General features: G+C 63.6%; 15 protein-coding genes and 1 pseudogene. 3 read left to right on the plus strand and 13 right to left on the minus strand.

The window, feature by feature from the left end:
* Position 1: 1 nt before the first annotated feature.
* From queE to aspS, 13 genes are all read right to left on the minus strand, one after another.
* Positions 2-652 carry a 7-carboxy-7-deazaguanine synthase QueE gene (gene queE, locus V6W80_RS15600; RefSeq protein WP_338544767.1) on the minus strand — a complete coding sequence of 217 codons (651 nt, stop codon included), beginning with the start codon at positions 650-652 and terminating at the stop codon, positions 2-4.
* A gap of 71 nt (positions 653-723) precedes the next feature.
* Complete coding sequence (ybgF, locus tag V6W80_RS15605; RefSeq protein WP_338544768.1) at positions 724-1,551, minus strand: tol-pal system protein YbgF; 828 nt, start codon at positions 1,549-1,551, stop codon at positions 724-726.
* A gap of 6 nt (positions 1,552-1,557) precedes the next feature.
* Entirely contained in the window at positions 1,558-2,079 is a 522-nt protein-coding gene (pal, locus tag V6W80_RS15610; RefSeq protein ID WP_017642122.1) for a peptidoglycan-associated lipoprotein Pal, read from the minus strand.
* 59 nt (positions 2,080-2,138) lie between these two features.
* A complete protein-coding gene (gene tolB, locus V6W80_RS15615) occupies positions 2,139-3,437 on the minus strand; it encodes a Tol-Pal system beta propeller repeat protein TolB (protein WP_017642121.1) in 1,299 nt (432 codons plus the stop codon).
* Complete coding sequence (gene tolA / locus V6W80_RS15620) at positions 3,434-4,540, minus strand: cell envelope integrity protein TolA (protein WP_231354809.1); 1,107 nt, start codon at positions 4,538-4,540, stop codon at positions 3,434-3,436. The genes tolB and tolA overlap by 4 nt, the downstream gene beginning before the upstream one ends.
* On the minus strand, positions 4,537-4,983 hold the full coding sequence (gene tolR / locus V6W80_RS15625) for a protein TolR (RefSeq protein ID WP_017642119.1): 447 nt from the start codon (positions 4,981-4,983) through the stop codon (positions 4,537-4,539). Before tolR ends, tolA begins: the two co-directional genes overlap by 4 nt.
* Positions 4,984-4,994: 11 nt before the next feature.
* Entirely contained in the window at positions 4,995-5,687 is a 693-nt protein-coding gene (gene tolQ, locus V6W80_RS15630; RefSeq protein ID WP_026083969.1) for a protein TolQ, read from the minus strand.
* Positions 5,688-5,689: 2 nt separating this feature from the next.
* The gene (gene ybgC / locus V6W80_RS15635) at positions 5,690-6,139 is read right to left on the minus strand and encodes a tol-pal system-associated acyl-CoA thioesterase (protein ID WP_017642117.1); all 450 of its coding nucleotides are present in this window, start codon (positions 6,137-6,139) and stop codon (positions 5,690-5,692) included.
* Between the two features lie 51 nt (positions 6,140-6,190).
* Positions 6,191-7,243, minus strand: coding sequence for a Holliday junction branch migration DNA helicase RuvB (ruvB, locus tag V6W80_RS15640; RefSeq protein ID WP_017642116.1), 1,053 nt, complete (start codon positions 7,241-7,243; stop codon positions 6,191-6,193).
* 4 nt (positions 7,244-7,247) lie between these two features.
* Entirely contained in the window at positions 7,248-7,850 is a 603-nt protein-coding gene (ruvA, locus tag V6W80_RS15645; RefSeq protein ID WP_017642115.1) for a Holliday junction branch migration protein RuvA, read from the minus strand.
* Between the two features lie 46 nt (positions 7,851-7,896).
* Complete coding sequence (gene ruvC / locus V6W80_RS15650) at positions 7,897-8,457, minus strand: crossover junction endodeoxyribonuclease RuvC (RefSeq protein ID WP_007160336.1); 561 nt, start codon at positions 8,455-8,457, stop codon at positions 7,897-7,899.
* A complete protein-coding gene (locus V6W80_RS15655; protein WP_338544769.1) occupies positions 8,457-9,203 on the minus strand; it encodes a YebC/PmpR family DNA-binding transcriptional regulator in 747 nt (248 codons plus the stop codon). Before V6W80_RS15655 ends, ruvC begins: the two co-directional genes overlap by 1 nt.
* A gap of 105 nt (positions 9,204-9,308) precedes the next feature.
* Entirely contained in the window at positions 9,309-11,084 is a 1,776-nt protein-coding gene (gene aspS / locus V6W80_RS15660) for an aspartate--tRNA ligase (protein WP_338544770.1), read from the minus strand.
* A 211-nt stretch (positions 11,085-11,295) separates the two neighbouring features.
* Here aspS and V6W80_RS15665 point away from each other — a divergent pair, with 211 nt between their 5' ends.
* The 3 genes and pseudogenes from V6W80_RS15665 (at position 11,296) to V6W80_RS15675 (ending at position 12,577) form a co-directional block, all read left to right on the plus strand.
* Positions 11,296-11,766, plus strand: a complete 471-nt coding sequence (locus V6W80_RS15665) for a Dps family protein (protein ID WP_017642112.1) — start codon at positions 11,296-11,298, stop codon at positions 11,764-11,766.
* Positions 11,767-11,962: 196 nt separating this feature from the next.
* Positions 11,963-12,193 (plus strand): annotated as a pseudogene (locus V6W80_RS15670) (cold shock domain-containing protein membrane protein); the annotation flags it as partial.
* Between the two features lie 168 nt (positions 12,194-12,361).
* Positions 12,362-12,577, plus strand: coding sequence for a cold shock domain-containing protein (locus tag V6W80_RS15675; RefSeq protein ID WP_160923550.1), 216 nt, complete (start codon positions 12,362-12,364; stop codon positions 12,575-12,577).
* The last annotated feature ends 5 nt before the right edge of the window (positions 12,578-12,582 follow it).

Below are 12,582 nucleotides of genomic sequence, written 5' to 3' on the forward strand. Positions count from 1 at the left end.
CTCAATGTCCTGGCTCGTCGTTCCAGAGAATCTTGTGCAGCTGCAACTGGAAACGCACCGGCAGGTTGTCGGCCACGATCCATTCCGCCAGCTCACGCGGCACCACCTGGCCATGGCTGGGCGAGAACCATACCTCCCCCGCCCGCTGATCCAAGCGATACTCGATCAGCTTGGAAACCGCCCAGTCGTAGTCTTCACGCGAGCAGATGACGAACTTGACCTGATCGTTCGGTGTGAGATGAGCGATGTTGGCGTAGAGGTTGCGCCCCATTTCCCCGGATCCCGGGGTCTTGAGGTCGACGACCTTGCTCACGCGCACATCCACGCCACTGACATCCAGGGCGCCACTGGTTTCCAGGGACACCTGGTAGCCGGCATCGCACAGTTGTTCGAGCAGCTTGAGGCAATTGGGCTGGGCCAGTGGCTCGCCACCGGTCACGCAGATGTGCCGCGGCCGGTAGCTCGCGACCTGCTCCAGGATGGCATCCAGGTGATGGATCTCGCCGCCGGTGAAGGCATAGGCCGTGTCGCAATAGTGGCAGCGCAGGGGACAGCCGGTGAGGCGGACAAAGACGGTGGGAAGACCGGCGGTACGGGCTTCACCCTGGAGCGAATAGAAGATTTCGGTAAGACGTAGGGTATCTTTTTGCATGAAAGCCACGGGCGTGACGGCTACACAGGCCATCCGCCTCCGTTGCGGTAGATAGAAGAAAAAAGCCTGCGCTAGGGCAGGCTTTTCAGATCCCGCTGCGCCAGTTGCGCAGCGGAGGTTCCGGGATACTGGCTGATGACCTGCTGGTACATGCCCTTGGCCCGATCGGTGCGGCCGAGCTTCTGCTCGACCCCACCCAGTTTGTAGAGCGAATCCGGCACCTTGTTGCTGGTGGGATAGGCCTGACTGACCTTGGCGAAAGCCTGGCCTGCGGCCTGCAGATCGCCCTTGGCCAGATTCACTTCACCCAGCCAGTACTGGGCGTTGCCCGCATACTGACTATTGGGATACTTGCGCAGAAAGGCGTTGAACGCCTGACTGGCCTTGTCGAAATCCTTGGCTTTGATCAGATCGAAGGCAGCGTCGTAGTACAGCTTTTCCTTCGCTGGATCGCCCGGTTCGCTACTGGCGGCCGGTGCCCCTGCGGAAGCAGGCGGGGTCGGCGTATTGTTGGCCGCGATGGCACCACCCTGGGCGGCACCCGCAGCGGCTCCGGCACCTGCATTGGCAGGAGCGGAAGAAAGCTGAGAAATACGGCCATCCAGATCCTGGTAACGATCCAATCCTTCCTGCTTGAGCTGGCGAATCTCGTTTTCCTGAACCTCGACCTGGCCACGCAGGCGCGCGATATCGTCCTGCATCTGCTGCAACTGCATGAACAGTTGACCCATGCCGGAAACGGGAGCCCCGTTTCCGGCACTGGCCGCGCCTGCGTTGCCATAGCCTTGCCCAGCGGACTGGGCAACACCATAACTACCATCCTGTACGGGAACCTGAGCCGCGGCGACAACCGGTACACCAAGGGTCAGGGCGATCAAGAACTGCAGGCGCTTGGACATCGTTTATTACTTCTTCAGCTCGACGCGACGGTTCTGAGCCCAGGAAGACTCGTCGTGACCGACGGCAACCGGACGCTCTTTACCGTAGGACACCAGCTCCAGCTGAGCCGGGGATACGCCCTGCAGCACCAGGTAGCGCTGAACGGCCTTGGCACGACGCTCGCCCAGCGCCAGGTTGTACTCGCGGGTACCGCGTTCGTCAGTGTGACCTTCCAGAACGACGCGCTGGCCGCTGGCCTTCAGGTCGCGAGCGTGAACGTCCAGAGCACGCATGGCTTCCGGCTTCAGGTCGGAGCTGTCGTACTCGAAGTAGAAGGTGGTGATGGCGCGCAGAGCGGCTTCATCGCCCATGCTGCCGTCAACGGCACCGGCGTTGGCGCCGTAGCCAGCGTTCGGGTCGACAGCACCGGCGCCAGCGCCAGCACCAGCGCCTTCACCGGAGGCGTCGCCGCCCTTGGAGGAACAGCCCACGGCGACAGCCATGGCCAGAGCCAGTGCAGCGAACTTGCCGAATTTCAGCATTTCCATCATGTAACTCCTAAAAGAACCGCAATGTTGGTGTTTCTAAGGACTTTTCTAATTAGCCGTCAGTTCAGGTAAGGAGACCAGGAAGGCTCGCGCACGTCACCCTGGGCGGTGGGAAGAGGAATCCGGACGCGACCATTGATGGAGACAAGCATCAGTACGCCTCGGTCCTGCTGGCGGGTGGCGTAGATTAGCATGGTGCCATTGGGCGCAACAGTGGGCGAATCGTTGAGGCTGGTGTTGGAAAGTACCCGCACAGAGCCGCGCTGGAGGTCTTGCGCAGCGATCTGGAAGTTGGTGAAACCTTCCTGGCGATGCACCATGACCAGCGTCTTTTCATCCGCCGAAAGTTTCGGGTTGGCGTTGTAGTTGCCAACGAAAGTCACGCGCTCAGCACCCCCGCCACTGACGCTGGCCTTGTAGATCTGCGGCTTGCCGGAGCGATCGGAGGTGAAGTAAATGGTCTGACCATCCTTGCCCCAGAACGGCTCGGTATCGATGGAGGAGTCATTCGTCACACGACGAATGGCACGGGAGCCCAGGTCCATCACATAGATCTCGGGGTTGCCGTCCTTGGACAGCACGAAGGCCAGACGATTGCCATCGGGCGAAAACGCCGGAGCGCCATTCAGACCTTCGAAGTTGGTCAGCTGCTCGCGACGACCGGTATCGATGTACTGCAGGAAGATGCGCGGACGCTGTTGCTCGAAGGAGACGTAGGCGATGCGCTTGCCGTCCGGCGCGAAACGCGGCGACAGGATGGGTTCTCGCGATTGCAGCAGGGTTACCGAGCGGGCACCGTCATAGTCGGCGCGCTGCAGGGTATAGCGGGTGTTGGTCGCGGAGAAGCGCTCGGCGGTCACATAGAGGATGCGCGTGGAGAAGGCACCTTTCACCCCGGTCAGCTTTTCATAGGCCTGGTCGGAGATGAAGTGCGCCATGTCGCGCAGCTGATCGGTGCTGCCGCCGACATTGCCGGTCAGGACCTGCTGTTCGGTGGACACGTTGAACAGGGCGTAGCTGATCTGCAGTCGACCACCGTTGGGCACGACGTTGCCCACCAGCACATAGTTGGCGCCCAGGGCCTTCCAGTCGCGGAAGATCACTTCGCTGGCCTGGCTCGGCTGGCTCAGCATGTTCTGGCGCGGAATCGGCGAGAACACCCCGGAATTGCGCATGTCGTCGCTGACGATGTTGGCCAGATCTTCCGGCAGCGGCTGACCACCCTGCCACCCGAAGGGCACGACGGCGATCGGGATGGCGCGATCACTACCGCTGGAAATCACCAGCGGATCGGCCGCCTGGGCGGAGCCCACCACCAGGACCAGGCCCAGCAGAATGTAACGGATCAGGGTGTTCACAGACTCAGGTCCTCCGGTTTGAAGATCATGCGGCGCTGACGGTACAGCTGATCGAAGGTCTTGCGATCCAGCTGTTGCAGCTCACGGATACGACCGACGTTACGCACGGCCGATACCGCTGAATTATCGAATTCCTTGTTGCCACTGGAACGGGTCACCGTCGCGCTGGTGATGGTCCCATCCGGCAGCATGTTGATCTGCACTTCGACGCTCATGCCGTTGCGCGCCGATTGCGGACGCGTCCACTGCTCGCTGACCAGACGCACGATCAGGTCATCGAAGCTCGATGCCACCTCGTCGCCCTGCTCTTCGGCCAGGGCCTGCTGCCGCTGGGTATCATCGGACAACAGCTCCGCCAGCGCCTGGGCCTTCTTGTCTTCGGCCGCCTTGCGTGCAGCTGCCTGGGCAGCCTTCTTCTTGGCGTCGTCAGCCGCTTTCTTCTTCGCCGCTTCCGCTGCCGCTTCCTTCTTGGCAGCCTCGGCCGCGGCCTTCTGCTTGGCTTCTTCCGCCGATTTCTGCTTGGCCGCTTCTGCCGCCGCTTTCTTGGCCGCTTCGTCGGCCGCCTTCTGCTTGGCGGCTTCGTCGGCTTTCTTCTTGGCGATGTCCGCCTGCTTCTTCTGCTCGGCAGCCTGCTTGGCTTCCGCAGCCGCCTTGGCGGCCTCGGACTGTTTCTCGGCCTCAGCCTTGGCCTCGGCGGCCTTGGCTGCCGCTTCCGCTTGCTGCGCCTTTCGAGCGTCGTCGGCTTTCTTTTGTTCCGCGGCCTGGTGCTGGGCTTCCTTCTGTTGCTGAGCCGCCTTGGCCGCCGCCGCTTCACGCTGGGCTTCCTGCTGCTCGCGACGCTGCTCCAGCTGCTCCTGCTCGTACTGTTTGGCCGCGGTCTTCTTCGCCTCCCCTGCCAACTTTTGCTCGGTCTGGACCTGCGCCGAGCTCTTCGACTTGAGCTGGACCAGGGTCGCTTGAACCACCGGGCGCGACTGGGGCAATTCAGGGGTAAAGGCGAAGCTGACAAACAGCAGGCCGAAAATCAGCACATGCAGGGCGACTGCCCAGATGACCGGCCAGAAATAACTTTCGGACGACGAACGCTCGCGGTGTCGCATCAAGGCGCCTCGGTAATCAACCCGACGTTGGGCACGCCGGCCTGTTGCAAGGCACCCATGGCACCGGCGACGACACCATAGTTGGCGGCCTTGTCACCGCGGATGAACACCTGGGTGTCAGCACGCTGACGCATGATGGCACCGACCTGCTGACTCAGTTGCGGCAGCGACACGGCGGTCTCGGACTTGGCCTTCTGATCGGTATCCACCTCGGACCCGACGTTCCAGTAGTAGGTACCGTCGGACTTCACCGAGACGGTGAGGATCTGCTTGTCGTTGTCTTGCGGCAGGGCCTGACTGTCGACCTTGGGCAGGTCGACCTTGACGCCCTGATTGAGCATGGGCGCCGTCACCATGAAGATGACGAGGAGCACCAACATCACGTCGATGTAGGGCACCACGTTCATCTCGGCGACGGGCTTGCGTTTCTGGCGGCGAGGAACCATGGGATACCTCTTTATTCGTCGCTGGCGTGGACTTTGCGGTGCAGGATGGCCTGGAACTCGTCCGCAAAGGTGTAGTAGCGGTTGATCAGCATTTCCGAACGGGCGGCGAAGCGGTTGTAGGCCACGACGGCGGGAATGGCGGCGAACAGACCGATGGCGGTGGCGATCAGGGCCTCGGCGATGCCGGGCGCCACGGTGGCGAGAGTCGCCTGCTGCGCCGTGGACAGGCCACGGAAGGAGTTCATGATGCCCCAGACGGTACCGAACAGACCCACATAGGGGCTGGTGGAACCGACGGTGGCCAGGAACGGCAGGGCCTGCTCGAGCTTCTCTTCCTCACGGGAGATGGCGACACGCATGGCGCGCGAGACGCCTTCCATCACCGCATCGGGATCCACGCCGGGCTGCTGACGCAGGCGGGAGAACTCCTTGAAGCCGGCGCGGAAGATCTGCTCGACGCCGGAGTCCGGGTCGGGGTTGCTGCCGGCCTGGCGATACAGCTTGGACAGATCGATGCCCGACCAGAATTTTTCTTCGAAGGCATCCAGGGAACGCTTGGCGGCACGCATGGCATTGCCGCGCTGGATGATCATGATCCAGGACGTGACAGAGGCTGCGACCAGGATGAGCATCACCAGTTGCACCACCAGACTGGCATTGGCGACGAGGCTCCACATGGACATATGGTCGACGTTGGGTTGCACGCTTAATCTCCTGATTGAATTGACGCCGGATTTCCGGCAAGAACCGTTCGCATGGCCGTCGGGATCGCCCGGGGCCTGAAGCTGTCAGCACGCACGCAGGCGACCGTCACCCACCCTTCACAGAGCAGGACCTCGTCTTCTGCCCGCCGCACCTCTTGGTAAAACCTGAGGCTGGCGCGCTTCGCCTCGACCACCTCGGCGCCGATCAGCAGTTCGTCATCCAGGCGCGCGGGCGCATGGTAGCGCGCTTCGCTGCTGTGGACGACAAAGAGCAGACCGTCCCGGGCGAGTTCGGACTGGGCATAGCCCAGCGCGCGCAGTCGCTCGGTGCGGGCGCGTTCCATGAACTTGAGGTAGTTGACGTAGTAGACGATGCCGCCGGCATCGGTATCTTCGTAGTAGACACGACACCTGAGGACGGACGGCGACGGGCTCCGCGATTGCGCGTGCATACTCTAGAACCTAGCCTCGCCGTTGCCAATCAGAAATGTTCGCAACTGCATTTAGTTACCATTGACCTCGAACAGATCGGGCGTACCGCCCTGGGCCAGACGCGTCGGCAGGTTGAGTCCGAAGTGCAGATAGGCATGCCGGGTCACCACCCGCCCGCGCGGCGTGCGCATGATATAGCCTTGCTGGATCAAATAGGGTTCCAGCACGTCTTCGATGGTGTGACGCTCTTCGCTGATGGCTGCCGCCAGGCTGTCCACCCCTACCGGGCCGCCGTCGAACTTGTCGATCATGGTCAGCAGCAGACGGCGATCCTGGTGATCGAAGCCCTGGGCGTCGACGTCCAGCAGGTCGAGGGCACGACTGGCGATGTCGTGGCTGATATGGCCCTGCCCGCGGACCTCGGCGAAGTCCCGCACCCGCCGCAGCAGGCGGTTGGCGATCCGCGGCGTGCCCCGTGCCCGGCGGGCGATTTCCATCGCCCCTTCGGCTTCGATGGCAAGGCCCAGAATGCCGGCCGAACGCGTGACGATGGTGGCCAGGTCCGCGGTGCCGTAGAACTCCAGGCGCTGAACGATCCCGAAGCGGTCACGCAGCGGATTGGTCAGCATGCCGGCGCGGGTGGTCGCCCCGACCAGGGTGAAGGGCGGCAGATCCAGCTTGATGGAGCGCGCCGCCGGACCCTCGCCGATCATGATGTCGAGCTGGTAGTCCTCCATCGCCGGATAGAGCACCTCCTCGACGATGGGCGAGAGCCGATGGATCTCGTCGATGAAGAGCACATCGCCCGCTTCCAGGTTGGTCAGCAGCGCCGCGAGATCGCCCGGGCGCTCCAGCACGGGGCCTGAGGTACTCTTGAGGGAAACCTGCATTTCCTGGGCGATGATGTTGGCCAGGGTGGTCTTGCCCAGGCCGGGTGGGCCGAAGATCAGCGTGTGGTCAAGGGCCTCGCCTCGGCCCTTGGCCGCCTGGATGAACAGGCCCATCTGGTCGCGCACCACCGGCTGGCCGATGTAGTCGGCCAGGCGCACCGGACGGATGGCGCGATCCTGGAATTCCTCTCGGTCGCGGCCACCGGCCGAGATCAGGCGATCGGTTTCTATCATGGGATCAGACCATGCCCTTCAGGGCGCGACGGATGAGTTCCTCGCTGGAAAGGTCTTCCCCTTCCACGGCAGCGACGGCGCGACTGGCTTCCTGGGGCTTGAACCCCAGGGCGACCAGGGCGCTGACCGCATCGGCCTCGGCGCTGGCGGCGCCGGCGGCCTGGTTCGGCAGAACCAGGGGCGCGATGGTCGGCAGATTTTCCCAGGCCTTGAAACGGTCCTTGAGCTCGACCAGCAGGCGTTCGGCGGTCTTCTTGCCCACTCCCGGCACCTTGACCAGGACAGAGGTGTCCTGGGCCTGAACACAGCGAACCAATTCATCCACCTCGAGACTGGACATCAACGCCAGGGCCAGCTTGGGGCCGACACCATTGAGTCGGATCAGCTCGCGAAACAGCTCTCGCTCGCGTTTTTCGCCAAACCCGTACAGCAAGTGCGCATCTTCCCGTACCACGAGGTGGGTATGCAATGTGACGACCTCGCCCTGGGCCGGCAGCCGATAAAGGGTAGTCATGGGCACTTCTACCTCGTAGCCGACTCCGCCCACGTCGAGCAGGAGATGGGGCGGCTGCTTTTCCGCCAGGGTGCCACGTAGACGACCGATCACAGGGTTACCTTCCTAACGTTGGAGCGAGAGGGTTGAGCGAATAGGACTAGAGCCGCAGACGACCGCCGCGGCGGCGAGTCGCCAGCAGGCCATGGGGGACCAGGCTCTGCCGGGTATGGGCATGGCACAGGGCGATGGCCAGGGCGTCGGAGGCGTCAATCTGGGGCTTTTCGGTCAGCCGCAGCAGGTGCATGACCATCAGCATCACCTGCTGCTTGTCCGCCCCGCCGTTGCCGACCACGGCCTGCTTGACCTGGCTCGCGGTGTATTCGGAGATCTCCAGGCCACCCTCGGCGCCAGCGACGATGGCCGCACCCCGGGCCTGACCCAGCTTGAGCGCCGAGTCGGCGTTGCGCGCCATGAACACCTGCTCGATGCCCATGGTGACCGGCCCGTATTGGGCGATGACGTCGCGCACACCGCGATAGACGATCTGCAACCGCTCAGGCAACGGACCGTTACCGGTACGGATGCAGCCGGAGGCCACGTACTCGCAGCCCCGCCCAGTGTCGCGCACCACGCCGAAGCCGGTCAGCCGCGAGCCCGGGTCGATGCCCAGCACCAGGGTGCCGGGCGCATCGGGCGGCAGGCGCTCGTAGAGGGACATCAGCCGAGCTGCGCCATGACGTCGTCGGGGATGTCGGAATTGGAATAGACGTTCTGCACGTCGTCCAGGTCTTCGAGCATGTCGATCAGCTTGAGCACCTTCTGCGCGGTATCCAGATCCAGAGTCGCGGAGGTCGAGGGGATCATGGTCACCTCGGCTTCGTCGGCCTTGTAGCCGGCGGCGGTCAGGGCTTCATTGACGGCAATGAAGTCGGCGAAGCTGGTAAAGACGTCGATGGAGCCATCGTCGTTGGCCACCACGTCATCGGCACCCGCTTCCAGCGCGGCTTCCATCAGGGCGTCTTCGTCCAGGCCAGGGGCGTAGCTGATCTGGCCCTTGCGCTCGAACAGATAGGCGACCGAGCCGTCGGTACCCAGGTTGCCACCGCACTTGTTGAAGGCGTGGCGGACTTCGGCCGCGGTGCGGTTGCGGTTGTCGGTCATGGCTTCGACGATGATGGCGACCCCGCTCGGGGCGTAGCCTTCATAGGTCAGTTCCTCGACGTTCTCGCCTTCGCCGGCGCCCACGCCACGGGCGATGGCCCGGTCGATGGTGTCGCGGGTCATGTTGGCGGTGAGCGCCTTGTCCACCGCCAGGCGCAGACGGGGGTTGTCGGCTGGAACGCCGCCGCCCTGGCGCGCGGCCACGGTCAGCTCACGGATGATCTTGGTGAAGATCTTGCCTTTCTTGGCATCCTGGCGTTCTTTGCGATGCTTGATGTTGGCCCATTTGGAATGACCGGCCATAAGCTACTCCAATGTCTTGACGAAGACTGCGCCAGCCGCGAGGGCCGCGACGCAATGAAAAAGGAAACGGAGGGCGCCGACTTGGGCGCCCTCCTCCGGTAAGGCTTATTCCGCCTTGAGCTGCTCGCGCAGGCGGATGTGCAGCTCGCGCAGGGCCTTGGCGTCGACGGCGCCGGGCGCCTGGGTCATGACGTCGGCCGCGCTCTGGGTCTTCGGGAAGGCGATGACTTCACGAATCGACGAGGCGCCGGTCATCAGCATCACCAGACGATCCAGGCCGAAGGCCAGCCCGCCATGGGGCGGTGCGCCGAACTTCAGGGCGTCCAGCAGGAAGCCGAACTTCTCTTCCTGTTCCGCTTCGCTGATCCCCAGCACCTCGAAGACGGCTTGCTGCATCTTCTTGTCGTGGATACGAATGGAACCGCCGCCCAGTTCGGTGCCGTTGAGCACCATGTCGTAGGCGCGCGACAGCGCGGCACCGGGGTTGGTCTTGAGCTCTTGCGGGCTGCACTTGGGCGAGGTGAAGGGGTGGTGCATGGCGGTCAGGCTGCCATCGTCGTTTTCCTCGAACATCGGGAAGTCGACCACCCACAGCGGCGCCCACTGGCAGGTCAGCAGGTTCAGGTCGTGACCGAGCTTGATGCGCAGCGCGCCCAGGGCTTCGGAGACGATCTTGGTCTTGTCCGCGCCAAAGAACACGATGTCGCCATCCACCGCGCCGACGCGGTCGAGGATGACGTTGATGTTGTCCAGCGGGATGTTCTTGACGATGGGCGACTGCAGCCCCTCGACGCCAGCGGCGCGCTCGTTGACCTTGATGTAGGCCAGGCCCTTGGCGCCGTAGATGCCAACGAACTTGGTGTAGTCATCGATCTGCTTGCGCGGCATGCTCGCCCCGCCCGGTACGCGCAGGGCAGTGACGCGGCACTTGGGATCGTTGGCCGGGCCGGCGAAGACCTTGAAGTCGACGGCCTTGAGCTGGTCTTCCACGTCCACCAGTTCCAGCGGAATGCGCAGGTCCGGCTTGTCCGAACCGAAGCGACGCATGGCTTCGGCCAGGGTCATGTGCGGAAGCGTACCGAACTCGACGTCCAGCACTTCCTTGAACAGGTTGCGCACCATGGTCTCGGTGATGTCCATGATGTCTTTTTCATCGAGGAAGCTGGTCTCGATGTCGATCTGGGTGAATTCCGGCTGGCGGTCGGCGCGCAGGTCTTCGTCACGGAAGCACTTGGCGATCTGATAGTAGCGGTCGAAGCCGGCGACCATCAGCAGCTGCTTGAACAGCTGGGGCGACTGCGGCAGGGCGAAGAAGCTGCCGGGATGGGTGCGGCTGGGCACCAGGTAGTCGCGGGCACCCTCGGGGGTGGCACGGGTCAGGATCGGGGTTTCCACGTCGAGGAAACCGTTTTCGTCCAGGTAGCGGCGGATGCTGGAGGTGATGCGCGAACGCAGCTTGAGCTTCTCGGCCATCTCCGGACGACGCAGGTCGATGAAGCGATAGCGCAGGCGGGTCTCTTCACCGACGTCGGTGTATTCGTTGAGCGGGAACGGCGGGGTCTCCGCTTCGTTGAGCACTTCCAGCTCATAGCCCAGCACCTCGATGGCGCCGGAGGCCATGTTGGCATTGCGCGCGCCCTCGGGACGCAGACGTACCTTGCCGGTGAGCTTGACCACGTATTCGCTGCGCACGCGGTCGGCCTTGGCGAAGGTTTCGGCGCGATCCGGATCGAACACCACCTGGGCCAGGCCTTCGCGATCGCGGATGTCGAGGAAGATGACCCCGCCGTGGTCACGGCGGCGGTGGACCCAACCGCAGAGGGTGATTTCCTGGCCGTCCAGGCTCTCGTTCAACTGGCCGCAATAGTGGCTGCGCATCATGGTCGTGGTTTCGCTTCTCTAGAACAGGCTGAATGCGTGGAGGCGCCGGGCCAGCAAGACCGGGCGCTCGACTTAACGGGAGATTCTATATCATCCGCCACGATTTTACCGTAGCCGGGCACGCAGCTCGACATGCCAACACTGGCTAAACGGCCAGCGGTTCTGTGATAGCCTCGGAGCCTTTCGTAACCGCCGCACAGGAGCCATCAGCATGGAAATCAACATCGGCATCGCCGAACAGGATCGCGCCCAGATCGCCGAGGGCCTGTCGCGCCTGCTGGCCGACACCTACACCCTCTATCTGAAGACCCATAACTTCCACTGGAACGTGACCGGGCCGATGTTCAACACCCTGCACCTCATGTTCGAGACGCAGTACACCGAACTGGCCGTGGCGGTGGACGACATCGCCGAGCGCATCCGCGCCCTGGGCTTCCCGGCACCGGGCACCTACGCCGCCTATGCGCGCCTGTCGAGCATCAAGGAAGAGGAAGGCGTACCGGACGCCGAGGCGATGATCCGCCTGCTGGTGCAGGGTCAGGAAGCCGTGGTGCGCACCGCGCGGGGCATCTTCCCGCTGCTGGACAAGGTCAACGACGAGCCCACCGCCGATCTGCTGACCCAGCGCATGCAGACCCATGAGAAGACCGCCTGGATGCTGCGCAGCCTGCTCGCCGCCTGAGTCCGGGCACCGTCGCGGGCGCGGACCTGCGACGGTGCCACGATTGAGTGGCCTTCACCTTTTGGGTTTAATAAGGACGCGCACCTAGCGCCGGGTCACGCCGCTGTCGAGCACTGTTTCGGCAGTTTCGGCAGACCCGTGTTCTCTATCCCAAGGTGATTTCACATTGAACACGTTATCTACTGTCCATGTCGTGGTGGGCGCTGCTGCGCTCCTGTTATCGGCGATTCCCGGACTGCAGTCCGACACCTCGTCCTTCGATCAACCCGAGTCCATCCACCTGGCCCTGCTGGGTCTTGCCACCCTCCTCTTCACACCCTTCTCCCGCAGCCGCAGCAGTGGCGCCCAGAAACTCGCCAGCGCCCTGCTGGTGATCGCCGTCGTGGCCCAAACCTTTATCCTGCTGGCGCCCTTGGAGCAGATCGGCGGGCTGCCGGCCGAGCTGCTGCCCCTGGGTCTGACCCTGGTCGCCGCCCTGGCCAGTCTGCCGGAAAAGTTTCGCACCCCGGCCGGCAATGCGCCCGCGCTCGATGCGGAGGCTCGTCCTCGCCCGGCGGCGCGCCCCGTAGCGGCCGCAGCGATCCCGGCACGGCCGCTGGCCGATGACCGCGAGCGCGGCACGGTGAAGTGGTTCAACACCTCCAAGGGCTTCGGCTTCATCTCCCGCGACACCGGCGACGACATCTTCGTGCACTTCCGCGCGATCCGCGGCGAAGGTCATCGGGTGCTGATGGAAGGCCAGCGCGTGGAGTTCTCGGTGATCCAGCGGGACAAGGGCCTGCAGGCCGAAGACGTGGTCATCGCCGCCTGACTTCT

This window comes from Pseudomonas benzopyrenica, from assembly GCF_036884265.1.
Taxonomy (GTDB): Bacteria; Pseudomonadota; Gammaproteobacteria; order Pseudomonadales; family Pseudomonadaceae; genus Chryseomonas; species Chryseomonas benzopyrenica.

Excerpts from the sequence above, each read along its gene's own strand:
- queE (WP_338544767.1), bottom strand. The coding sequence starts at position 652 with ATGCAAAAAGATACCCTACGTCTTACCGAAATCTTCTATTCGCTCCAG.
- ybgF (WP_338544768.1), bottom strand. The coding sequence starts at position 1,551 with ATGTCCAAGCGCCTGCAGTTCTTGATCGCCCTGACCCTTGGTGTACCG.
- pal (WP_017642122.1), bottom strand. The coding sequence starts at position 2,079 with ATGGAAATGCTGAAATTCGGCAAGTTCGCTGCACTGGCTCTGGCCATG.
- tolR (WP_017642119.1), bottom strand. The coding sequence starts at position 4,983 with ATGGTTCCTCGCCGCCAGAAACGCAAGCCCGTCGCCGAGATGAACGTG.
- ybgC (WP_017642117.1), bottom strand. The coding sequence starts at position 6,139 with ATGCACGCGCAATCGCGGAGCCCGTCGCCGTCCGTCCTCAGGTGTCGT.
- ruvB (WP_017642116.1), bottom strand. The coding sequence starts at position 7,243 with ATGATAGAAACCGATCGCCTGATCTCGGCCGGTGGCCGCGACCGAGAG.
- ruvC (WP_007160336.1), bottom strand. The coding sequence starts at position 8,457 with ATGTCCCTCTACGAGCGCCTGCCGCCCGATGCGCCCGGCACCCTGGTG.
- V6W80_RS15655 (WP_338544769.1), bottom strand. The coding sequence starts at position 9,203 with ATGGCCGGTCATTCCAAATGGGCCAACATCAAGCATCGCAAAGAACGC.
- aspS (WP_338544770.1), bottom strand. The coding sequence starts at position 11,084 with ATGATGCGCAGCCACTATTGCGGCCAGTTGAACGAGAGCCTGGACGGC.
- V6W80_RS15665 (WP_017642112.1), top strand. The coding sequence starts at position 11,296 with ATGGAAATCAACATCGGCATCGCCGAACAGGATCGCGCCCAGATCGCC.